Origin of the sequence: Dryocola sharpae (assembly GCF_051307055.1) — a bacterium.
In the GTDB taxonomy this organism is placed as follows: Bacteria; Pseudomonadota; Gammaproteobacteria; order Enterobacterales; family Enterobacteriaceae; genus Dryocola.
On record NZ_CP149994.1, the window covers coordinates 2,953,107 to 2,975,363 of the forward strand.

The following is a 22,257-nucleotide window of genomic DNA, read 5'->3' on the forward strand; positions in this document are numbered from 1 at the left end:
TATATTGATATGAACCGGTAATGTGTCATTCAGAAGGCTGTTCTGGTCAATAAAGTGCGTAGCCCGGCGGCTTTATTTTCTATTTCCTGCCACTCCTGCGCCGCATCCGAGCCCGCGACAATGCCCGCCCCGGCGTACAGTCTGACCGTAGTCCCGGTGATTTTCGCCGAACGTAGCGCAACGCAAAACTCCGTTTGATGAAGGGAAAGATATCCCGCCGATCCCGCATACCATTCACGCGCGAACGGTTCAAAGTTATTAATGAATGATTTGGCCGGCTCGCGCGGCAGACCAGCCACGGCCGCCGTGGGCTGTAATTGCTCCAGGCAAACGGCATCGTCCGCCTCAGGCATTTCCGTCCAGATACAACGACGCAGATGCTGCACCTTGCGCAGGCGAACCACCTGCGCAGGCAGCACGTCCAGCACGCCTACTTTCTGCTGCAGGCGCTGGCAGATATCTTCCACCACCAGCATATTTTCGCGCTGATTTTTATCATCTTTTAGCAGCCACTGGCCTAATGACCAGGCGTGATAATCCTCAACGTGGTTTGCGACGGTGCCGGCCAGGGCCTCGGTGCGCAGCGCGGAATCAATGCGTCGCCATAGCCGCTCCGGGCTTGAGCCAAGAAAAGCGCTGTGAGCATCAAAGATCATAAGGAAGTGGTAGCAGTTGAAATTGACGCGCCGGCTGGCGGCCATAAATCCCGCGGCGGAAACCGGCGCGGAAAAGTGCAGATCGGTGGCGCGCGCCAGCACCACTTTGTCCATCTCGCCGCGGTCAATCGCGACCGTTGCCTTGCCAATCAACGCGTGCCATCCATCGAGGCCCGGCTGGTGATGTTCGCTCAGGCACTGAAGATGAAGTGGAAGCAAGGGCTTAGGCGCGAGGATTTGTGCAAGAAAAGCCGTGGCTTCCCGCGCGTCGTCCCTTAAGGATGTTTCGCTGTAAAGATGAAGCCAAAGGCAGGCCTCGCCCCCTTTTCGCCGCCACTCAAGGCGCGATAAAAACAAAAAGCCCTGCGCCGGGTCGAAGGCATTGAGCCCCCAGATACGCAGCGAGGGCGTTTGAGGCCAGCTATTCAGGAAGGACTGAGCATCCGCCAGGGCGTTAAATCGGCGCACGGCGCCAAGGGCGGCAACTTCATCATCGCCATCTCTTTGCTGCCAGTAAAATTGCGGATAAAGGCGCTGGCAGGCAAGCCAGCCTAGCGGGTCGGCGTCATCGCTTAAGGCGATCGCGGCACACAGGCGCTTCAGGCCGGGTTCGTCCGCAAATTCCTCTGTCAATGCAAGCTGGAACTGCTGCAGCGCGACGGTTACTGAATTCACGTGTACCTCACCTTCCCTGAAAAGCCCCTGATTATACGTGGTTATGGCCATAAAAAAAAATCCCACCCAATGGGTAAGATTTCATTTAATCTGGCGCACGCCTGAAGTACGCCAGCCTTGCCTTAGCGACGGGCTAACAGCAGCCCAAGCACCAGCCCTGCGGCGGCGCCTACGCCAATTCCCTGCCAGGGTTTTTCACGAACGTAGTCGTCGGCACGGTAAACGGCTTGTTTGGCGCGATAATAGTACGTGTCGGAAGCGTTACTGACGCGCGCTTTGACATCGTTAAGCGCCTGCTCGGCACGTTCTTTCAGTTCAATATACTTCTGATCCGCCGGATCACCGGAAGAACGCAGAACTTCCTCAAGCGTTTCACTAAGCAGGGTCAGATCATCATCAAGACGAGATTCATACGGTTGCATTATTTTTCTCCGTGTTATTTCCACAAAAGGAAGGAAATCTGCTCATCCGCTAACTATAGACAATGGCGCGCATTTTTGCCTCTTGCCGGGCTTTAACGATTTGCCATGCCAACGTGAGGGATCCCATCCTCCTCATAAACTTCGGTAACAGGCTTGAAACCGAAATGAGCGTAGAACGATTGCAAATGCGCCTGCGCCCCAAGATAAATCGTGCTGTCCGGCCAGTGCTGCCGGCATGAAGCTATAGCCTGCTCCATCAGCCTGTAGCCCAATTTTTCGCCGCGCATGGCCGAATCAACGATCACGCGGCCAATCACCACCGGCTCCAGCTCGTTATCGCTTTTCAGAATCCTGGCATAGGCCACCAGCCTGCCGTCGCGCCAGCCCAGGATGTGCCGGTTCTCACCGATGAGATCGTCGCCGTCGATATCCTGATAAGGACAGTTTTGTTCCACCACAAAGACCGCGTTGCGCAATGCCAGCACGGTATATAAAGAAGGGACGTCAAGCTCGGAATGATGCAGGTCCTGCCAGTTCATGGTTGCGCTCCTGATGGCGGCATAACGGATCGCTTATACTAAAGGTTTTTTAGCCTTTGCCGGAGCAAAAGGAAGCAATGGAGCTAACTTTTTTAGGTACCTCAGCGGGCGTGCCCTGCAAAACGCGCAACGTCAGCGCGATAGTTTTTAACCCCATGAATAATCAGCCCCACCTCTGGCTGTTTGACTGCGGCGAAGGGACCCAGCACCAGATGCTGAGTACCGCCTTTAATCCGGGTAAATTCAGCAAGATTTTCATCACGCATCTGCACGGCGACCATATTTTTGGCCTGCCGGGCCTGCTGTGCAGCCGTTCAATGGCGGGTAACGATGCGCCTTTGACGGTTTATGGCCCGCAAGGCATACGCCAGTTTATTGACACGGTTTTGCGGCTTAGCGGCTCCTGGACGGCCTTCCCTCTTGAGATCGTTGAGATTAGCGAAGGCGAAATTTTTTGCGACGACGAGTTTCGCGTCACCGCCTTCCCGTTAACCCATCCGCTTGAATGTTATGGCTATCGCATAGAGCAACACGACAGGCCCGGCGCGCTTGATGCGCCGCGACTGATAGCCCAGGGCGTGCGGCCGGGCCCGATTTTTCAACGCCTCAAGCGCGGTGAAACGGTTTCGCTTGAGGATGGACGCATTCTGGATGGTAAGGATTATCAGGGCGCGCCCCGGAAAGGAAAAACGCTGGCCATTTTCGGAGATACCGGCCCGACGCCTGCCGCGCTTGCGCTGGCAAAAGGCGTGGATGTCATGGTGCACGAAACGACGCTTGAAGCCTCAATGGAAGAAAAAGCCAACGGCCGCGGCCATTCCACCTCCGTACAGGCTGCGACGCTGGCGAAAGCCGCGGGCGTCGGCCAGCTGGTGATAACCCATTTCAGCTCCCGCTACGACCCGTCTGGTTGTGAAGCTTTACTCAACGAATGCAGAAATATTTTCCCGGCAACGCTTGCGGCTGAAGATTTTCTGACCGTTAAAATCGGAGCATAAAAAAACCGCCGGCAAGCGGCGGTTTAAAACGGTGGGGCTCAGCTTACATCAGCGGTTTCGCTAACTGCACCAGGTCGATAAGCGGCTGCGGGTAAACGCCCAGCAGCAGTACCAAAAAGGCGGAGATCAGCACTACCACGCCGCCTGCGGTAAGCGCCCAGTTTCCTGGGGTATCGCGGTTGAGCTGCTGAGGCGCGCTCAGATACAGGCTCACCGTCACGCGCAGATAGTAGTAAAGGCCGATGGCGCTGCCCAGCACGACCGCGCCGGTCAGCCACCACAGGTGCGCCTGCACGCCTACCGCGATGATATAGAACTTACCGATAAAGCCCAGCGTCATCGGGATACCGGCCAGGGAAAGCATCATCACCGTCATCACCGCAGACAGGATTGGCTTATGCCAGAACAGGCCGCGATAGGAGTACAGAGAGTCTGCGTCGGGACCACGGTATGGGCTGGACATCAGGCTGACCACGCCGAACGCGCCGAGGCTGCTGAACAGGTAGCCTGCCAGATAAACGCCAACGGACTCCATCGACATGCTGCCGCTTTGCAGAGCAATCAGCGCCACCATCAGATAGCCCAGGTGCGCGATGGAGGAGTAACCGAGCAGACGTTTGATATTGGTCTGGCTCAGCGCCATCAGGTTGCCGAAGATGATGGAGACGAAGGCGATAATGCCCAGCACCACGCGCACGGCTTCGCTGTCGCCCACCGGCGCGTAGAGGAACAGACGCATCACCACGCCAAAGATGGCGATTTTGCTGGCGGTTGCCAGGAAGGTGGAAACCGGAGCAGGCGCGCCCTGGTATACGTCCGGCGTCCACAGGTGGAACGGCACCAGAGAGAGTTTAAAGCCGAGGCCGACGATCATCAGGCCCAGGCCCGCCAGCAGCAGCGGCTCGTGCAGCATGTTATCCGCGAGGCTTTTACCCAGGCTCACAAACGACAGGTTGCCGGATTCCGCATACACCAGCGCCATACCGAACAGCAAAAATGAAGAGGCGGCGGCGGAGAGGATGGTGTATTTAATGCTCGCTTCCAGCGAACGTTTCTGGCGGAAGGCATAGCCAATCAGGCCGAACAGCGGCAGTGAAATCAATTCAATACCGAGGAACAGCGAGGCCAGATGGTTCGCGTTAGCCAGCAGAATGCCGCCCATGGCTGCAATCAGCACCAGCAGGTAGAACTCTTCGCGGTTATCGGTATAACCCTGCAGCCACGGATAGGCGAACGTCATGGTGGCAAGGCTTGCCAGCAGCACCAGCCCGGTATAGAGCATGGCATAGCCGTCAACGCGCATCAGCGGGGTGACGTCCATCGCCCCCGCCTGCCCCACAAACCACAGGGAGACGAGCGCGGCGTTAAGACCGATTACGGACAGGGTTGCATTGACAAAATGGTCGCGTCGCCACGCTATGGAGAGCATCACAACCACTACCGTCAATCCGACGATCAACAGCGGCAGCAGCGCGATCAAATGTTGAGGAGTTATAGTCATGGCGAATTACGGCCTTGTAGTTGAAATTGAACTGGTGAACCACTGCTGAACGTTGCTCATCGCAGCGTGCGAGGTATCCAGAATTGGCTGCGGATAAAAGCCCAGCAGGACTAACAGCACCACCAGCAACAGGATGATAAAGAACTCGCGCAGCGACATTCCAGGCAGTTGCTTATCGCTGATTTCGCTTTTCGCTTTACCGAAGTAGGCGCGATGCAGCATCGCCAGGGAATAAACAGAGGCAAACACCAGGCCGAAGGTCGAGATCACGGTAATGACCGGCACCACGTGGAAGCTGCCGAACAGGATCATGAACTCGCCGACGAAGTTACCGGTGCCCGGCATCCCGAGAGTTGCCACAGCGAAGAACATCGACAGACCCGGCAGCCATTTGATTTTGCTCCACAGGCCGCCCATCAGGCGCATGTCACGGGTGTGCAGACGCTCGTAGAGCTGGCCGCAGATGATGAACATGCCCGCCGCGGAAAGACCGTGAGCGATCATCTGGATAACCGCGCCCTGGTAGGCCAGCTGGCTGCCGGTATAAATGGCGATCAGCACGAAGCCCATGTGGGAGACGGAGGTATAAGCAATCAGACGTTTGATGTCGGTCTGGGCGAAGGCCATCCACGCGCCGTAGAAGATACCGATGACGCCCAGCCACATGGCAATCGGGGCGAATTCAGCGGAAGCCTCCGGGAACAGCGGCAGAGAGAAGCGCAGCAGGCCGTAGGCCGCGGTTTTCAGCAAGATACCCGCAAGGTCAACGGAACCCGCCGTCGGCGCCTGGGAGTGCGCGTCCGGCAGCCAGCCGTGCAGCGGAACCACCGGCATTTTTACCGCAAAGGCGATGAAGAAGCCCAGCATCAGCAGCCATTGCACGCCGTGGGACATCGGCGTTTTCAGCAGCAGCTCGTAGTTGAAGGTCCAGACGCCGGTCGCGTTATAGTGCACGAACACCAGGCCGAGAATGGCAATCAACATCACCAGGCCGCTTGCCTGGGTATAGATGAAGAACTTGGTTGCGGCGGTAATACGCGTCTTCCCGTCGGAGGCTTTGTGGCCCCATAGCGCGATCAGGAAGTACATCGGCACCAGCATCATCTCCCAGAAGAAGAAGAACAGGAACATATCGATGGCAAGGAACACGCCGATAACGCCGCCGAGGATCCACATCAGGTTTAAGTGGAAGAAGCCCTGATATTTTTCGATTTCATTCCAGGAACAGAGTACTGCCAGCACGCCGAGCAGACCGGTCAGCACGACCATCAGCAGCGACAGGCCGTCAAGCGCCAGGTGAATTTCAATCCCGAAGCGTGGGATCCACGGCAGGACAAATTCTGACTGCCACTGCGGCAGACCCGCAGCCTGCGTCAGAGAATAGCCGCCCTGCAACCAGAGTTGCAGCGAGAGCGCCAGTGTCAGCCCCATGGTCACCAGCGCTATCCAACGCGGCACTTTTACGCCGAAGCGCTCGGTTTGCCAGCAGAAGAAGCCGCCAATAAAGGGGATTAATATTAGCCAGGGTAATAGCATGGCATTTGTGTCCCTAAGTCAAAATAAACCAAAACATCACTCACTTCCCCTTCCTGCGCAGGATGGATAAGCGTTAGCGTCAGCCACCTTAGTGTTGCCGCCGCGCTTACCCGCCCTGCGGGATGGGGAGTTCAATTCCGCGTTAGCGCAAGACCAACAGCAGGCCCAGAACCACCACCGCACCGATACTCATGGATGCCACATACCAGCGCAGGTAACCGTTCTCGCTCACCAGCAGGCCGCGGCCTGCGAAGCGGGAAAGCACTGCCGGAATGTTCATCATCGAGTTCAGCGGATCGCGTTTGAGCAGCCATGCGATGCCAAGGAACGGCTTCACGAAGACTTTGTCATACAGCCAGTCGAAGCCCCAGGCATGGAACCACCATGTACCGAAGAAACGGCCCGGCGCGCTGTTGGCGATAGCCGTTACCAGCGTGCGTTTACCCAGCCACAGCCAGGCTGCAATCAGGATACCGGCGATAGCGACAACGCCCGAGGTGATCTCAAGAGTCAGCACACTGCCGTGCGCAAGCTCGGTGGTTTCCGGCAGTACGCCCGCTAATGGCGGAACAATCAACGCGCCGACGAAGGTGGAGAGCACCAGCAGCACAATCAGCGGCAGATGATGAGTAATGCCTTTAAGCGCGTGAGCGTGGATCTGCTCTTTACCGTGGAAGACGATGAAGATCATACGGAAGGTGTACAGGGAGGTCATAAACGCGCCGACCAGGCCTGCCACCATCAGGTTGAGATGACCGTTCGCCATCGCTCCGGCAAGGATCTCGTCCTTACTGAAGAAGCCTGCGGTAATCAGCGGCAGAGCAGACAGCGCCGCGCCGCCGACCAGGAAGCAGGCATACACCAGCGGAATCGATTTGCGCAGGCCGCCCATTTTGAAGATGTTTTGCTCGTGGTGGCAGGCCAGAATCACCGAACCGGACGACAGGAACAGCAGCGCTTTAAAGAACGCGTGCGTCATCAGGTGGAAGATAGCCGCGTCCCACGCCTGCACGCCAAGCGCCAGGAACATGTAGCCGATCTGGCTCATGGTGGAGTAAGCCAGCACGCGTTTGATGTCGGTTTGCACCAGCGCCGCAAAGCCCGCCATCACCAGCGTCACCGCGCCCACGATGCCGACCAGATGCAGCACTTCAGGCGTCATCAGGAACAGGCCGTGAGTACGAGCGATCAGGTACACGCCCGCGGTAACCATGGTGGCCGCGTGGATCAGCGCCGAAACCGGCGTTGGGCCAGCCATCGCGTCCGCAAGCCAGGTCTGCAGAGGAAGCTGCGCAGATTTACCTACCGCGCCGCCCAGCAGCATCAGCGTCGCCCACTTCAGCATTTCATTGCCTTCAGCGAAGTGCGCAGGCGCCAGCTCAACCATTTCACGGAAGTTCAGCGTGCCCAGCTCGTTGTAGAGGATGAAGAGCGCGAAAGCGAGGAACACGTCGCCCACACGAGTCACCACGAAGGCTTTCATGGCTGCGGCAATGTTCTTCTGATCGGTATAGTAAAAACCGATCAGCAGATAGGAGCACAGACCCACGCCTTCCCAGCCGAGGTACATCAGCAGCAGGTTATCGCCCAGCACCAGCACCACCATGCTTGCGATAAACAGGTTGGTGTAGGCGAAGAAGCGGGAATAGCCCTCTTCCCCACGCATATACCAGGAGGCGTACATGTGGATGAGGAAACCAACGCCCGTCACCACGGAGAGCATGGTCAGCGACAGGCCGTCGAGCACCAGATTGAAGCCGATATTAAAATCGCCTACCGACATCCAGGTCCACAGCGGCTGAACAAACGCCTGACGGCCGTTGTTAAAGAAATCAATGCCCGCAATGGCGGTAACCAGCGCCGCCAGACCGATAGAGCCGATGCCGACCGTAGCGGACAGGTTTTCCGACCAGCGGCCACGGGAAAATGCCAACAGTACAAAGCCAATAAATGGCAAAAGAATGGTTAACCAGAGAAGGTTCATCCACGCATCTCACTTACTGAATCGATATTCAGATTCTGGCGACGACGATGGAGCTGCAGCAACAGCGCAAGGCCAATACTGGCTTCCGCTGCCGCAAGGCTAATCGCCAGGATATACATCACCTGACCGTCGGCCTGGCCCCAGTAGCTTCCGGCGACCACAAAAGCGAGCGCCGCGGCGTTAATCATGATTTCCAGACTGATCAGCATGAAAAGCAGGTTGCGACGGATAACCAGACCCGTCAGCCCCAGCACGAACAAAATGGCGGCGAGAATGAGTCCATGTTGCAGCGGGATCATACGTGCTCCTCCGTTTTTCTTTTTGTAGCCATATCTGCCTGACGGTTGCTCAGCACTTCACCGGCGCGGTCTTCGCGACCCAGGTGGAAGGCGACAACGAGGCCTGCCAGCAGCAGCATGGACGCCAGCTCAACGGCCAGAACGTATGGACCAAACAGCGCGATGCCAACCTGTTTCGCGTCAATTGACGTGCCGTCGATACCCTGATCGTTAAGAGAGAGGATCGCGTAAACCAGCACCACAAGCAGCACCGCAGAGAGCAGGCCAGGACCAATCCACAGCTGTGGTTTAAGCCACTCGCGCTCCTGCTGCACCACCGAATTGCCGAGGTTGAGCATCATCACCACGAAGACGAACAGCACCATGATGGCCCCGGCGTAGACGATAATCTCCAGCGCACCGGCAAAATAGGCGCCGAGCGAGAAGAACACCCCGGCGATAGCCAGCAAAGAGATGATCAGATACAACAGGGCGTGTACCGGATTACTGTGCGTGATCACCCGCAGGGTGGTCAGGACTGCCACAACGGCGCAAATATAAAAAGCGAATTCCATTGCCTTGCTCCTTAAGGTAACAGGCCTTTGACGTCGATAGGCTTGGCTTCGTTTTCCGCTTCGCCCTTATCTTTGCCGTCGATTGCCATACCTGCCATCCGGTAGAAGTTATATTCCGGGTATTTACCCGGACCGGAGATCAGCAGGTCCTCTTTTTCATATACCAGATCCTGACGCTTAAACTCGCCCAGCTCGAAGTCCGGGGTCAGCTGAATCGCGGTAGTCGGACAGGCTTCTTCGCACAGGCCGCAGAAAATGCAGCGTGAGAAGTTGATGCGGAAGAATTCCGGATACCAGCGGCCGTCTTTCGTCTCTGCTTTTTGCAAGGAGATACAGGCAACGGGGCAGGCAACCGCGCACAGGTTACAGGCAACGCAACGCTCTTCGCCGTCCGGATCGCGCGTCAGCACGATACGGCCACGATAGCGTGGCGGCAGATAGACTGGTTCTTCCGGATACATCTGCGTTTCGCGTTTGGCGAAAGCGTGCAGACCGATCATCCAGATACTGCGTACCTGGGTGCCGAAACCAACCACTAACTCTTTCAATGTCATGGTTTTTTCACCCCTTATGGTGCCTGATAGAGAATGACCGCGGCGGTCACCAGCAGATTGACAAGCGTCAGCGGCAGGCAAACTTTCCAGCCGAAGGACATCACCTGGTCATAACGTGGACGAGGCAACGCTGCGCGAATCAAAATGAACATCATCATGAAGAACGCGGTTTTCAACGCGAACCAGATGAACGGCGGTAACCACGGGCCATTCCAGCCACCAAAGAACAGCGTCACAATCAGCGCGGAGACGGTGACGATGCCGATGTATTCCCCGACGAAGAACAGACCGAACTTCATGCCGGAATATTCGATGTGGTAGCCATCGGCCAGCTCCTGCTCGGCTTCCGGCTGGTCAAACGGGTGACGGTGACAAACCGCAACGCCCGCAATCGCAAAGGTGATAAAGCCGAAGAACTGCGGGACGACGTTCCACAGGTGCGCCTGGTTGTTGACGATATCGCCCATATTGAACGACCCCGCCTGCGCCACCACGCCCATCAGGGAAAGACCAAGGAACACTTCGTAGCTGAGCGTCTGCGCAGAAGCACGCATCGCCCCCAGCAGGGAGTATTTGTTGTTGCTTGACCAGCCCGCGAACAGAACGGCGTAAACCGCAAGACCCGCCATCATCAGGAAGAACAGGATGCCGATGTTCAGATCCGCCACCACCCAGTTCGGGCTGACCGGCACGATCGCAAAGGCCAGCAGCAGCGAGGTGAAGGCAATCATTGGCGCAAGAGTAAAGATTACGCGATCCGAGAAGCGCGGCACCCAGTCCTCTTTAAAGAACATCTTGATCATGTCCGCCACCAGCTGGAGCGAGCCGCCCCAGCCTACGCGGTTTGGTCCATAACGGTTCTGGAACAGGCCAAGCAGACGACGTTCGCCGAAGCTCATGAACGCGCCGCAGGTGACGACCACAAGCAGGATCGCAACCGCCTTGAGAACGCTCAGCAGAATGTCGATAACATCCGGTGTCAACCAACTCATAACGCCGCCTCCTGCAGATTTTCAAGACGAGCGCCGGCCAGAACCGGCGCAATGCCAGGCATGCCCATCGGCAGACCAACCTGCCCTGCCGTCAGCCCTTCGGAGAGCTGCAGCGGCAGACTCAGCGTCTGGCCTTCATAGCTAAAGGAAACCAGCTGGCCTGCGTTCACGCCAAGCTTCGCGGCATCAGCCGGGTTCAGCGTCAGGTACGGCGCGACCATACGGCTCTGGAAGACAGGCGAACGCTGGGACATCTCGTCGCTGCCAAACAGATGGTAGTACGGCGCAATACGCCATTTGCCCTCTTCCGCCTGGAAGGTTTCCGGCACGGCGGTGAAGAAATCAATGCCCGTTTCGGTTGCCTCAATCAGACGCACGCCCGGATCGCCGTGACGCAGATGACCGCCCACTTCGGCCTGGAATTTGTTCCACGCCTGCGGTGAGTTCCAGCCCGGCGCCCATGCGAACGGAATTTGCGAACGCGGCGCGGACGGCTGGTTATTCCCTTCCATCGAGAAGGCGAACATCGTGTCTTTATCCTGCGGCTGACGCGGTTCGTGCACGCTGATGTTGGCGCGCATTGCGGTACGGCCGCTGTAGCGATGCGGTTCACGAGACAGTTTTTGCCCGCGGATGCGGAAGCTTGCGTCAGGCGCCGCTTCTTTAATGCCGGCCAGCTGCGGCAGCGCTTTCACGCAGGCGTCGATCACGTGATCGAGCTGCGTCCAGTCCACTTCACGGCTGCGAACGGTGCTGTGCAGGGAGTGCAGCCAGCGCCAGCTTTCAAGCATCGCAACGCTGTGGTCGTAGTACGCCGGGTCATAAACCTGGAAGAAGCGCTGCGCGCGGCCTTCGTTGTTAATAACCGTGCCGTCGCTCTCGGCAAAGCTTGCGGTGGAGAGCACCAGATGGGCTTTGTCCATGATAGCGGTACGCTGATGGTCGATAACCAGCACCAGCGGCGCTTTAGAGAGCGCTGCGTCAACCCGGGCTGCGCTTGCGTGGCGATGCAGATCGTTTTCCAGCACGATAACCGCATCGGCCGCGCCGCTTTCCAGTTCGCCCAGCGCGTCGTCAAGCGATCCGCCGCCGATCATGCCCAGACCAACGCTGTTCACGGCGCGAGCAATCATGGTAATACCGACATCGGCGCCGCGGCCTTTCAGCGCTTTCGCCACGTTTGCCGCCGCCTGAATCACCGCTTCGCTACCGGCGTTAGTCCCGGAAACGATAAGCGGCTTTTTAGCACCGGCTAATGCCTGAACAATCACCTCGACTTTATTTTTCAGGTCGCGATCCAGCTCAACGGCCGGGGAGTTAGCGTCCAGCGCGTTGGCAATCGCAAAGCCCAGGCGCGCCTGATCTTCAACCGGCGCGCGATAGGTCCATGCCGCGATGTCGTCCAGGCGGGTGTTATCCACGTTGGTGACAAACAGCGGATGTTTCGCATGCTGGCCGATGTTCATGATTGCCGCAATCTGCCAGTCGGCCACTTTTTGCGCCGCTGCCATTTCACGCGCTTTGCCCTTCACGGCCTGGCGAATCGCCAGCGCGGCACGGGCGCCGGTCTGGGTAACGTCTTCGCCCAGAATCAGCACCGCATCGTAGGATTCGATTTCACGCAGCGCAGGCGTATGGATACCGCTTTCACGCAGCACCTTAAGCATCAGCTGCAGACGCGCCTGCTCGCCGGCTGCGATGCCGGTATAGAAGTTATCCGCGCCAACCAGCTCACGCAGCGCAAAGTTGCTTTCTACGCTGGCGCGCGGGGAGCCGATGCCGATCGCTTTCTTCGACTGGCGCAGAATATCCGCCGCGCCCTGCATCGCCTGCTCCGCGTTCAGGACGATCAGATCGTCGCCGCGGCGCTGGATTGGATGACGAGGACGATCTTTCAGGTTCACATAGCCATAGCCGAAACGACCGCGGTCGCACAGGAAGTAGTGGTTAACCGTGCCGTTATAGCGGTTTTCGATACGACGCAGTTCACCGTAGCGTTCGCCAGGGCTGGTGTTACAGCCCAGAGAGCACTGCTGGCAGATGCTTGGCGCAAACTGCATATCCCACTTACGGTTGTAGCGCTCGGAGTGGGTCTTATCGGTGAAGACGCCGGTCGGGCAAATTTCGACCAGGTTGCCGGAAAACTCGCTTTCCAGCACGCCATCTTCGGGACGTCCGAAGTAGACGTTGTCGTGAGCGCCGTACACGCCCAGATCTTTGCCGTCCGCATAATCTTTGTAGTAACGCACGCAGCGGTAGCAGGCGATACAGCGGTTCATTTCATGGGAAATGAACGGGCCGAGATCCTGGTTGCGGTGGGTACGCTTGGTAAAACGATAGCGGCGGAAGCTATGGCCGGTCATCACCGTCATATCCTGCAGGTGGCAGTTGCCGCCTTCTTCACAGACCGGACAGTCGTGCGGGTGGTTGGTCATCAACCATTCCACAACGCTTTCGCGGAACTGCTTTGCTTCGCCATCGTCAATGGAGATAAAGGTGCCGTCGGAGGCTGGTGTCATACAGGACATCACCAGGCGGCCACGGGTATCTTCTGCGTTTTGATATTGCTTCACCGCACACTGGCGGCAAGCACCGACGCTGCCCAGCGCCGGGTGCCAGCAAAAATAAGGAATATCAAGGCCCAGGGAGAGACAAGCTTCAAGCAGGTTGTCCGCCCCGTTAACCTCATATTCTTTGCCGTCTACATGAATCGTAGCCATAGTCAGCATGCTTCCAGTTGGCCCGGGTAACCCCAGGCGTTAATCAAAAATTCTTGTGCAAATAACCTTTACCCTGCTCCTCTCCCTGGAAGGGAGAGGAGAACCGAGCGGCTTTCTCCGTCAATGACAGAGATCGTTCGGTTTACGGATGAGGGGTCAATATCACCAGCGCGTTTTTAACAGGTTCGGCTGAATGCCGTTAATGGCACGCGTATTACCGAAGTCCTGTCTGGCAATGCCTGCTTCGAATTCGTCGCGGAAATATTTAATCGCACTCTGCAATGGCTCAACCGCACCCGGCGCATGCGCACAGAAGGTTTTACCCGGTCCCAGGAAACGACACAGCTGCTCAAGCGTCTCGATATCTCCAGGCTGGCCTTCGCCACGCTCCAGGGCGCGCAGAATTTTTACGCTCCACGGCAGGCCGTCACGGCAAGGCGTACACCAGCCGCAGGATTCACGGGCAAAGAACTCTTCCAGGTTACGCACCAGCGGCACCATGCCGATCTCATGGTCGACGGCCATCGCCAGCGCGGTACCCAGACGGCTGCCCGCTTTACCGATGCTTTCGAACTCCATCGGTAAGTCGAGATGGGATTCGGTCAGGAAGTCTGTCCCTGCCCCACCCGGCTGCCAGGCTTTGAATTTCAGGCCGTCGCGCATGCCGCCTGCGTAATCTTCAAGGATTTCACGTGCGGTGGTGCCGAAAGGCAGTTCCCAGACGCCCGGGTTTTTCACGCGGCCGGAGAAGCCCATCAGCTTGGTGCCGGCGTCTTTGCTTATGCCGCCGCCGATGCCCTGGTACCACTCCACGCCGTCGGCCAGAATGGCCGGAACGTTACATAAAGTTTCGACGTTGTTAACGCAGGTTGGTTTGCCCCAGACGCCGCTTGATGCGGGGAAAGGCGGTTTTGAGCGAGGGTTGGCGCGACGGCCTTCCAGGGAGTTAATCAGCGCGGTTTCTTCACCGCAGATATAACGCCCGGCGCCGGTGTGCACGATCAGCTCAAAATCAAAACCAGAACCGAGGATGTTTTTGCCCAGCAGGCCCGCTTCGGTGGCTTCGGCAATCGCACGACGTAAATTCACCGCCGCTTCGATGTACTCGCCGCGCAGGAAAATATACCCGCGATACGCTTTCAGCGCGAAGGCGGAAATGAGCATGCCTTCCACCAGCAGGTGCGGCAGCTGCTCCATCAGCAGGCGGTCTTTATAGGTGCCCGGCTCCATTTCATCGGCGTTACACAGCAGGTAACGGATGTTCATGGATTCGTCTTTCGGCATCAGGCTCCACTTCAGACCCGTGGAGAAGCCAGCGCCGCCGCGGCCCTTAAGGCCTGCGTCTTTTACGGCGTTAACGATGTCGTCCGGCGCCATACCGCTCAGGGCTTTACGCGCGCCTTCATAACCGTTTTTGCTGCGATATTCATCCAGCCAGACCGGCTGTTTGTCATCGCGCAAACGCCAGGTCAGCGGATGGGTCTCGGCAGTACGAATAATCGTCTTCATTTATACTGCTCCAGCAGATCGGGGATCGCTTCCGGCGTCAGATAGCTGTGAGTATCCTCATCAATCATCATCGTCGGCCCCTTGTCGCAGTTGCCCAGACAGCAGGTCGGCAGCAGGGTAAAGCGACCATCAAACGTGGTTTGACCCGGCTTGATGTTCAGTTTTGCTTCGATAGCGGACTGAATCCCCTGGTAGCCCGTAATGTGGCAGACCACGCTGTCGCAGTAGCGAATAACGTGGCGGCCTACCGGCTGGCGGAAAATCTGGCTATAGAAGGTGGCTACGCCTTCTACGTCGCTGGCAGGAATGCCCAGCACCTCAGCGATGGCGTAAATGGCGCCGTCCGGCACCCAGCCGCGCTGCTTCTGAACGATCTTCAGCGCTTCGATGGACGCGGCGCGAGCATCTTCGTAATGGTGTTTTTCGTGCTCAATCGCTTCACGCTCAGCTTGAGTCAGCTCAAAGGCTTCAGCCTGGGGTTGTAGGTTATCGTGCATAGTTAGCGATCCACATCAGACATTACAAAATCGATACTACCCAGATAGACAATCAGGTCAGAAACCAGGCTGCCGCGGATAGCCGCCGGGATTTGCTGCAGGTGCGCAAAGCTCGGGGTACGAATGCGGGTACGGTAGCTCATGGTGCTGCCGTCGCTGGTCAGGTAGTAACTGTTAATCCCCTTGGTTGCCTCAATCATCTGGAAGGATTCGTTGGCCGGCATCACCGGGCCCCAGGAAACCTGCAGGAAGTGAGTAATCAGGGTTTCGATATGCTGCAGCGTGCGCTCTTTCGGCGGCGGCGTGGTCAGTGGGTGATCCGCTTTGAACGGGCCGGCCGGCATATTTTTCAGGCACTGGTCAAGAATACGCAGGCTCTGGCGCAGCTCTTCTACTTTCAGCATCACGCGGGTATAGCAGTCGCTCACGCCACCGCCGACCGGGATTTCGAAGTCGAAGTTTTCATAGCCAGAATAAGGGCGCGCTTTACGGATATCGAAGTCGATACCGGTTGCGCGCAGGCCAGCACCGGTGGTGCCCCACTCCAGCGCTTCTTTCTTACCGTAAGCCGCAACGCCCTGAGAACGACCTTTCAGGATGGTGTTACGCAGGGCAGCTTTCTCGTAGGAGTCCAGACGTTTTGGCATCCACTCGAGGAACTCTTTCAGCAGGCGTTCCCAGCCGTTCGGCAGGTCGTGCGCCACGCCGCCGATACGGAACCAGGCCGGGTGCATACGGAAGCCGGTAATAGCCTCCACCAGATCGTAGATTTTCTGACGATCGGTAAACGCGAAGAACACCGGCGTCATCGCACCAACGTCCTGAATGAACGTGGAGATGTACAGCAGGTGGCTGTTGACACGGAACAGCTCAGAAAGCATGACGCGAATCACGTCCACGCGCTCAGGAACCTTGATGCCCGCCAGTTTTTCAACCGCCAGCACGTACGGCATTTCGTTCACGCAGCCGCCGAGATACTCGATACGGTCGGTGTACGGAATATAGCTGTGCCAGGACTGACGCTCGCCCATTTTCTCAGCGCCACGGTGGTGATAACCGATATCCGGCACGCAGTCGACAATCTCTTCGCCGTCAAGCTGCAGGATAATACGGAAAGCGCCGTGCGCAGACGGGTGGTTTGGCCCGAGGTTCAGGAACATGAAATCTTCATGCTCGCTGCTGCGCTTCATACCCCAGTCTTCTGGTTTGAAGGTCAGCGCTTCCATCTCTAAATCTTCTTTCTGTTTGGTTAACTCAAACGGATCGAATTCGGTGGCGCGCGCCGGGTAGTCTTTACGCAGCGGGTGGCCTTCCCACGTTGGCGGCATCATGATGCGCGTCAGGTGCGGGTGGCCGTTAAAGGTGATGCCAAACATTTCCCAGGTTTCACGTTCATACCAGTTGGCGTTCGGGAAAAGTTTGGTGAACGTCGGCACGTTCAGATCGTTTTCAGATAATGCCACCTTGAGCATGATATCGCGATTGCGTTCAATGGAAATCAGGTGGTAGAAAACGGAAAAATCCGCGGCCGGTAAACCGTCGCGGTGAGTACGAAGACGCTCGTCCATGCCATGCAGGTCAAACAGCATGACGTAAGGTTTGGGCAGTCTTTTTAAGAAATCGCCCACTTCCAGCAGCTGTTCACGCTTGACCCACACCACCGGGACCCCGGTGCGGGTAGGCTGAACGGTGAAGGCATCCGGCCCAAAACGGTTACGCAGTTCACCTATCACCGGATCATCTAAATGGTCACGGGTTTGCCAGCTTTGCTGGGTGGCATCTTGCGCGGTTAAATCGGTCATATTTCTCACCATTGCAAATGGTTCTGTGGTGACTGTCGGCCAGTGCTTCGCGCTAATATTATTAATATGCGAAGCCAATTCTCTGACTACAGGCGCAAATTAAATCTCGTCTGGTGTCCGCAGGTTGGTCACCGCAATTCGTTCGCCGCGCTTACGCTCGCGCTCTGATTGCATGTTGGCGCGGTAAACGCCCTGATCGCCAACCACCCACGACAGCGGGCGACGCTCTTTCCCAATTGACTCCTGCAGCAGCATCAGCGCCTGCATGTAGGCTTCAGGACGCGGCGGGCAGCCCGGGATGTAAACATCAACCGGCAGGAATTTATCCACGCCCTGCACCACGGAGTAGATGTCGTACATGCCGCCAGAGTTTGCGCATGCGCCCATGGAGATAACCCATTTCGGCTCGAGCATCTGATCGTAAAGACGCTGAATAACCGGTGCCATTTTGGTAAAGCAGGTGCCGGCTATCACCATCAGGTCAGCCTGACGAGGGGACGCGCGCAGAACTTCTGCGCCAAAACGTGCCACGTCATGCACGGCGGTAAACGAGGTCACCATCTCAACGTAGCAGCAAGAAAGGCCAAAGTTGTAAGGCCAGATTGAGTTTTTACGCCCCCAGTTAACCATATCGTGCAGGGCATGCTCGAGCTTGCCCACATAGACGCTACGGTTAATTTCTTGTTCAAGAGGATCGGTTACGATTTCCTGTTTTTGCAGGGGATAACGGTCATTCTCACCGTTGTTGGGGTCTATGCGGGTGAGCGTATAGTCCATCTTATTGCCTCGCTGTTAGCGCGTATGACGTTGAGTTCTACTGTCGGTTTCCGGGTTGATTTTCTCACGACGCGAACGCGCAGGAGTCCAATCGAGCGCGCCAATACGCGCCAAATACACCAGGCCAGCCAGTAGCACTAAAATGAAAATTGCGGCTTCCACGAAACCAATCCAGCCACTTTCCCGGATAGAAGTAGACCAGGCATAGAGATACAGGGCTTCCACGTCGAAGATAACGAAGAACATGGCCACCAGGTAAAACTTAGCGGAAAGGCGTAAACGCGCGGAACCAACGGAGTCGATACCCGACTCGAAGGGGGTGTTCTTATGCCGGCCCCTGGCTCTCCCGCCAAGGAACCATGCCCCGAGCAGCATTACGCAGCACAGGCCAGTGGCGACAATAAGAAAGACAGCGAACGCCCAGTGATGAGCGATAACTTCAGTGGATGTTGACATACTCATTGCTTACTCATCAAAAGTGGCGCCAAAATCTCTACTCTTGTTGGCAGATGAACACCACATCGATTCATGGGGAGGAACAATTAACCTTACAATAACTGCCGGAAGCAAAAATTTTACCGGCGAATTGATGGGGTTTTTTACTCCTTTCTATAACCTTTTGTCAACTTTAACAAAAGTATCCACACATTAGTTTACATCCACGTCATTTCATTAACATTTAATGCGTTAAAACTCGCTGACGCAGAGTTATTAACCCGATTTAAAGGATGGTGAATCGTGTCCGTTGTGCGGAAAATTTTAAACAGCCCGTCTATTTTGGCAGGAAATCTCAACTATTCCTCCCCCTCATAGGGAGTATTTTCTTGATCTGAGACACGCTTTTGTTAATCCATCGCAAAAACAGGCAACAATGTCCTGCGTTTTTTAACATACTTTTGCCCCTCCGGGCAGCGTTTGCGGGGAAAAAGCCAGGCGGCACGCTGCTGCGTAATCTTTTGTTTGTGAATTATTTTTCTTGCGCTCAAAGGCACGAAAAGCTTAAGCGCGTGAAAAACAGGCCGCTGGAGCAAATAATCTCTTCAGCGGCCTGTTTTTACAGTTAACATTTTGTTACTAACGAAGCGGATAAATTACTCCATCCGCCCCTCAACCAGGGAAGGATCGTCCCCTTCATCGGAGGCGATGGCGTAGCTATAAGGGCTGGGTTGAGTTTCCATAGCGTTGAAAATCGCCTGCGCCAGCTCGTTATTGGTCTGCGGATTACGGCATAGCAGGTAGCGCGTATCCGGCATAACGGGCAGGCCGTCGGCCGAGCCGAGCACCCGCAGTTCAGGGCTCATCATCTCGACAGGCCTGGCGGTGATCCCAAGTCCTGCTTTCACCGCCGCCCTGACCGCTGCAAGCGTTGAGGCGACATAAGAGATGCGCCACTGGATGCGCTCCGCATTGAGATGCTCAATCATTATGTCGCGATACGGGCTCGGATCGTCGAGCATAACCAGCGGTACCGCCTCGCCCTTCTGAAAAACGTAATCTGCCGCGCAGTACCAGAGCGTCGGCGACGTGCGCAGGACTATCGAGTCAAAATGGGCGGGCTTCGAGGTTGTCACCACCAGGTCAACTTCCTGCTGGGTGAGCATTTCAAGCATGAAAGGATTACGTTTGACCCGCACATCCAGCGCCAGTTTAGGGTAAACCGAGCTGATCCTGTTAAGCAGGAAGGGAAGAATGGTATCCGCGGTTTCATCAGAAGCCCCGATGGTCAGCACGCCCTGTAAGTTGCTGAACATAAGCGAGGTGCAGGCTTCATCATTAAAACGCAGGATTTTTCTCGCATACCCCAATAGCTGAATACCATGTTCGGTCAACAGCTTGTTACGGCCATGGCGTGCAAAGAGCTCCTTTCCAACCAATTGCTCAAGGCGCTGCATCTGCTGGCTGACCGCAGATTGAGTACGACACACCGCTGCGGCGGCGGCCGCAAAGGTATTAAGATCGGCGACCGCGACAAAAGTTCTCAGCAGATCGAGGTCGAGATTAAGTATCGGACGATTTGCGTTAATCATAATTTTTTCACTAGTAGGTTGCTCTTACGAGTCTGCCTTAGTTCTATTGCTGTGATTTATCAAAGAGATAAAGCAATTCCATTTACAGAACGTCTCTTAAAATCTCGTGCTCTTTTGCGAGACGCCGTTCTGATTTTTTTAATATTTTATTTTCTCGCCGGAGCGGATCAATTATGTGAAGCTCGCTCCGGGAGTATTACGCTGGCTAATTCAACCGATAAATGGAGAGATTGACATATCAACCGATTAAATTGAAATTGAGCCGCTATTGTAAATCTACTTCAGGATCTGGCCTTATTTATTCTGCTCATTCCCGCTACGGAAAAGCGCCATTCATAACTCCGGGAGCTGGAGTAATCTGGTAGACAAAAATGCCAAACAACACCTTATAAAGCAGTCTATTACTTAAAGCAAAGGCATTAGAGCAACCCTATCAGGCGGTGTATCTTACCGCAAATTGCGTTGATTTATAAGAGCTATTGCGAATTATCTGCGCGCGTTCTCTTTTTTATGCTTTCCAGTAACCCTTATTCCTGACTATTGCTGATATCGTTACCTCCTATAATAAAATATGCTTAATGTTTTTCTGAGTATTTATTAATTACATCTGCGATTAAGTTTATAAACATCTTTTTAACCCATAAGCGTTACAGCCCGCTATCGCTGGCCCGAATATTCACTTTTGCTTATCCGTATTTCAATATTATGCTTCTGGCTAACAGAATCAGCCACTTCGCAACTGGCCATTGCTCAGGATATAAAATCGCAACCAAAGCAGACAACCAGATTATTATATTATCATTGAGTTTTATGACAACATTAATAACCAAAAGATAAAATCAAAAGGCCTTTTTGTTTTACATCCTGCTGCAGATAAATTGCGCTCATGCGCTTCGTTTGGGTTCAAATCTGCCTCGGCCAGGAGTACATTGGTGCCTGGTTGCTTCCACGGCAGGAAGCAACGCTAACATTTAAGGTCGAAGCTCCATGTCCCCTATCGAAAAATCCAGCAAATTAGATAACGTTTGTTATGACATCCGCGGTCCGGTTCTCAAAGAGGCGAAACGCCTGGAAGAAGAAGGCAATAAAGTGCTTAAGCTGAATATCGGCAACCCTGCCCCGTTCGGTTTTGAGGCCCCGGATGAAATCCTTGTCGATGTGATCCGCAACCTTCCAGGCGCGCAGGGATATTGCGACTCGAAAGGGCTGTACTCCGCACGCAAGGCCATCATGCAGCATTATCAGGCGCGGGGCATGCGGGATGTGACCGTTGAAGATATCTATATCGGTAACGGCGTTTCTGAGCTGATTGTCCAGTCGATGCAGGCGCTGCTCAACAGCGGCGATGAAATGCTGGTTCCGGCGCCGGATTACCCGTTATGGACAGCCGCCGTGTCGCTCTCCGGCGGTAAGGCGGTACATTATCTTTGTGATGAATCCGCCGACTGGTTCCCGGATCTTGATGATATCCGCGCCAAAATCACGCCGCGTACCCGCGGCATCGTGATTATCAACCCCAACAACCCAACCGGGGCGGTCTATTCCAAAGAATTACTGATGGAAATCGTTGAGCTGGCCCGTCAGCACAACCTGATCATCTTTGCCGATGAGATTTACGACAAAATCCTCTACGACGAAGCGCAGCATCATTCTATTGCCGCCATGGCGCCAGATTTGTTGACCATCACCTTTAACGGCCTGTCCAAAACTTACCGCGTTGCCGGTTTCCGCCAGGGCTGGATGGTGCTCAACGGGCCGAAGAAGCATGCCAAAGGCTATATCGAAGGGCTGGAAATGCTGGCGTCAATGCGCCTGTGCGCCAACGTTCCGGCGCAGCACGCCATCCAGACCGCGCTGGGCGGCTACCAGAGCATCAGCGAGTTCATCGTGCCCGGCGGTCGCCTTTACGAGCAGCGTAACCGCGCATGGGAACTGATAAACGACATCCCCGGCGTCTCCTGCGTGAAGCCGCGCGGTGCGTTGTATATGTTCCCGAAAATCGACGCGAAGCGTTTTAACATCCATGACGATCAGAAAATGGTGCTCGATTTCCTGCTGCAGGAAAAAGTATTGCTGGTGCAGGGAACGGCTTTTAACTGGCCGTGGCCCGATCACGTTCGCATCGTGACGCTACCGCGCGTGGATGAGCTGGAGATGTCCATCAACAAGCTGGGCAGATTCCTGGAACATTACCGCCAGTAAACGTTGCCGGGGG

The 22,257-nt window shown here is 55.7% G+C and carries 19 protein-coding genes; 2 read left to right on the forward strand and 17 right to left on the reverse strand.

Annotated elements, in window-relative coordinates; genetic code table 11:
• Positions 1–29: 29 nt before the first annotated feature.
• From menF to WLO31_RS14065, 3 genes are all read right to left on the reverse strand, one after another.
• Positions 30–1,331 (reverse strand): isochorismate synthase MenF, encoded by a 1,302-nt coding sequence (gene menF / locus WLO31_RS14055; protein ID WP_435927229.1) that lies wholly within the window; start codon positions 1,329–1,331, stop codon positions 30–32.
• 122 nt (positions 1,332–1,453) lie between these two features.
• Complete coding sequence (gene elaB, locus WLO31_RS14060; RefSeq protein ID WP_167605566.1) at positions 1,454–1,753, reverse strand: stress response protein ElaB; 300 nt, start codon at positions 1,751–1,753, stop codon at positions 1,454–1,456.
• A 92-nt stretch (positions 1,754–1,845) separates the two neighbouring features.
• Positions 1,846–2,292, reverse strand: a complete 447-nt coding sequence (locus tag WLO31_RS14065) for a GNAT family N-acetyltransferase (protein WP_435927230.1) — start codon at positions 2,290–2,292, stop codon at positions 1,846–1,848.
• A 77-nt stretch (positions 2,293–2,369) separates the two neighbouring features.
• On the opposite strand from WLO31_RS14065, the gene rnz reads away from it, so the two are divergent.
• On the forward strand, positions 2,370–3,290 hold the full coding sequence (gene rnz, locus WLO31_RS14070) for a ribonuclease Z (RefSeq protein WP_435927231.1): 921 nt from the start codon (positions 2,370–2,372) through the stop codon (positions 3,288–3,290).
• 43 nt (positions 3,291–3,333) lie between these two features.
• On the opposite strand, the gene nuoN is transcribed toward rnz, so the two are convergent.
• From nuoN to lrhA, 14 genes are all read right to left on the reverse strand, one after another.
• Complete coding sequence (nuoN, locus tag WLO31_RS14075) at positions 3,334–4,791, reverse strand: NADH-quinone oxidoreductase subunit NuoN (RefSeq protein ID WP_435927232.1); 1,458 nt, start codon at positions 4,789–4,791, stop codon at positions 3,334–3,336.
• Between the two features lie 6 nt (positions 4,792–4,797).
• Entirely contained in the window at positions 4,798–6,327 is a 1,530-nt protein-coding gene (gene nuoM, locus WLO31_RS14080) for an NADH-quinone oxidoreductase subunit M (protein WP_435927233.1), read from the reverse strand.
• A 142-nt stretch (positions 6,328–6,469) separates the two neighbouring features.
• Positions 6,470–8,311, reverse strand: coding sequence for an NADH-quinone oxidoreductase subunit L (gene nuoL, locus WLO31_RS14085; RefSeq protein ID WP_435927234.1), 1,842 nt, complete (start codon positions 8,309–8,311; stop codon positions 6,470–6,472).
• Positions 8,308–8,610 (reverse strand): NADH-quinone oxidoreductase subunit NuoK, encoded by a 303-nt coding sequence (gene nuoK, locus WLO31_RS14090; RefSeq protein ID WP_121268556.1) that lies wholly within the window; start codon positions 8,608–8,610, stop codon positions 8,308–8,310. The genes nuoL and nuoK overlap by 4 nt, the downstream gene beginning before the upstream one ends.
• The gene (nuoJ, locus tag WLO31_RS14095) at positions 8,607–9,164 is read right to left on the reverse strand and encodes an NADH-quinone oxidoreductase subunit J (RefSeq protein WP_435927235.1); all 558 of its coding nucleotides are present in this window, start codon (positions 9,162–9,164) and stop codon (positions 8,607–8,609) included. Before nuoJ ends, nuoK begins: the two co-directional genes overlap by 4 nt.
• Positions 9,165–9,175: 11 nt before the next feature.
• Positions 9,176–9,718 carry an NADH-quinone oxidoreductase subunit NuoI gene (gene nuoI, locus WLO31_RS14100; protein ID WP_121268553.1) on the reverse strand — a complete coding sequence of 181 codons (543 nt, stop codon included), beginning with the start codon at positions 9,716–9,718 and terminating at the stop codon, positions 9,176–9,178.
• Positions 9,719–9,732: 14 nt separating this feature from the next.
• Positions 9,733–10,710, reverse strand: coding sequence for an NADH-quinone oxidoreductase subunit NuoH (gene nuoH, locus WLO31_RS14105; protein WP_435927236.1), 978 nt, complete (start codon positions 10,708–10,710; stop codon positions 9,733–9,735).
• Positions 10,707–13,430, reverse strand: a complete 2,724-nt coding sequence (nuoG, locus tag WLO31_RS14110; protein ID WP_435927237.1) for an NADH-quinone oxidoreductase subunit NuoG — start codon at positions 13,428–13,430, stop codon at positions 10,707–10,709. Before nuoG ends, nuoH begins: the two co-directional genes overlap by 4 nt.
• Positions 13,431–13,592: 162 nt before the next feature.
• Positions 13,593–14,939 carry an NADH-quinone oxidoreductase subunit NuoF gene (gene nuoF, locus WLO31_RS14115; RefSeq protein ID WP_435927238.1) on the reverse strand — a complete coding sequence of 449 codons (1,347 nt, stop codon included), beginning with the start codon at positions 14,937–14,939 and terminating at the stop codon, positions 13,593–13,595.
• Positions 14,936–15,436 (reverse strand): NADH-quinone oxidoreductase subunit NuoE, encoded by a 501-nt coding sequence (nuoE, locus tag WLO31_RS14120; protein WP_435927239.1) that lies wholly within the window; start codon positions 15,434–15,436, stop codon positions 14,936–14,938. Before nuoE ends, nuoF begins: the two co-directional genes overlap by 4 nt.
• Before the next feature lie 2 nt (positions 15,437–15,438).
• Positions 15,439–17,250: an NADH-quinone oxidoreductase subunit C/D gene (gene nuoC, locus WLO31_RS14125; RefSeq protein ID WP_435927240.1), complete on the reverse strand. Its 1,812-nt coding sequence runs from the start codon at positions 17,248–17,250 to the stop codon at positions 15,439–15,441.
• 87 nt (positions 17,251–17,337) lie between these two features.
• Entirely contained in the window at positions 17,338–18,015 is a 678-nt protein-coding gene (gene nuoB / locus WLO31_RS14130; protein ID WP_435927241.1) for an NADH-quinone oxidoreductase subunit NuoB, read from the reverse strand.
• Positions 18,016–18,030: 15 nt separating this feature from the next.
• A complete protein-coding gene (gene nuoA / locus WLO31_RS14135) occupies positions 18,031–18,477 on the reverse strand; it encodes an NADH-quinone oxidoreductase subunit NuoA (RefSeq protein ID WP_167605543.1) in 447 nt (148 codons plus the stop codon).
• Positions 18,478–19,106: 629 nt separating this feature from the next.
• Complete coding sequence (gene lrhA / locus WLO31_RS14140) at positions 19,107–20,042, reverse strand: transcriptional regulator LrhA (protein ID WP_435927242.1); 936 nt, start codon at positions 20,040–20,042, stop codon at positions 19,107–19,109.
• Between the two features lie 987 nt (positions 20,043–21,029).
• On the opposite strand from lrhA, the gene alaA reads away from it, so the two are divergent.
• Complete coding sequence (gene alaA, locus WLO31_RS14145; protein WP_435927243.1) at positions 21,030–22,244, forward strand: alanine transaminase AlaA; 1,215 nt, start codon at positions 21,030–21,032, stop codon at positions 22,242–22,244.
• Positions 22,245–22,257 lie beyond the last annotated feature (13 nt).

Coding starts and splice junctions, on each gene's coding strand:
- elaB (WP_167605566.1), bottom strand. CDS start 1,753: ATGCAACCGTATGAATCTCGTCTTGATGATGATCTGACCCTGCTTAGT.
- WLO31_RS14065 (WP_435927230.1), bottom strand. CDS start 2,292: ATGAACTGGCAGGACCTGCATCATTCCGAGCTTGACGTCCCTTCTTTA.
- rnz (WP_435927231.1), top strand. CDS start 2,370: ATGGAGCTAACTTTTTTAGGTACCTCAGCGGGCGTGCCCTGCAAAACG.
- nuoN (WP_435927232.1), bottom strand. CDS start 4,791: ATGACTATAACTCCTCAACATTTGATCGCGCTGCTGCCGCTGTTGATC.
- nuoM (WP_435927233.1), bottom strand. CDS start 6,327: ATGCTATTACCCTGGCTAATATTAATCCCCTTTATTGGCGGCTTCTTC.
- nuoL (WP_435927234.1), bottom strand. CDS start 8,311: ATGAACCTTCTCTGGTTAACCATTCTTTTGCCATTTATTGGCTTTGTA.
- nuoK (WP_121268556.1), bottom strand. CDS start 8,610: ATGATCCCGCTGCAACATGGACTCATTCTCGCCGCCATTTTGTTCGTG.
- nuoJ (WP_435927235.1), bottom strand. CDS start 9,164: ATGGAATTCGCTTTTTATATTTGCGCCGTTGTGGCAGTCCTGACCACC.
- nuoI (WP_121268553.1), bottom strand. CDS start 9,718: ATGACATTGAAAGAGTTAGTGGTTGGTTTCGGCACCCAGGTACGCAGT.
- nuoH (WP_435927236.1), bottom strand. CDS start 10,710: ATGAGTTGGTTGACACCGGATGTTATCGACATTCTGCTGAGCGTTCTC.
- nuoG (WP_435927237.1), bottom strand. CDS start 13,430: ATGGCTACGATTCATGTAGACGGCAAAGAATATGAGGTTAACGGGGCG.
- nuoF (WP_435927238.1), bottom strand. CDS start 14,939: ATGAAGACGATTATTCGTACTGCCGAGACCCATCCGCTGACCTGGCGT.
- nuoE (WP_435927239.1), bottom strand. CDS start 15,436: ATGCACGATAACCTACAACCCCAGGCTGAAGCCTTTGAGCTGACTCAA.
- nuoC (WP_435927240.1), bottom strand. CDS start 17,250: ATGGTGAGAAATATGACCGATTTAACCGCGCAAGATGCCACCCAGCAA.
- nuoB (WP_435927241.1), bottom strand. CDS start 18,015: ATGGACTATACGCTCACCCGCATAGACCCCAACAACGGTGAGAATGAC.
- nuoA (WP_167605543.1), bottom strand. CDS start 18,477: ATGAGTATGTCAACATCCACTGAAGTTATCGCTCATCACTGGGCGTTC.
- lrhA (WP_435927242.1), bottom strand. CDS start 20,042: ATGATTAACGCAAATCGTCCGATACTTAATCTCGACCTCGATCTGCTG.
- alaA (WP_435927243.1), top strand. CDS start 21,030: ATGTCCCCTATCGAAAAATCCAGCAAATTAGATAACGTTTGTTATGAC.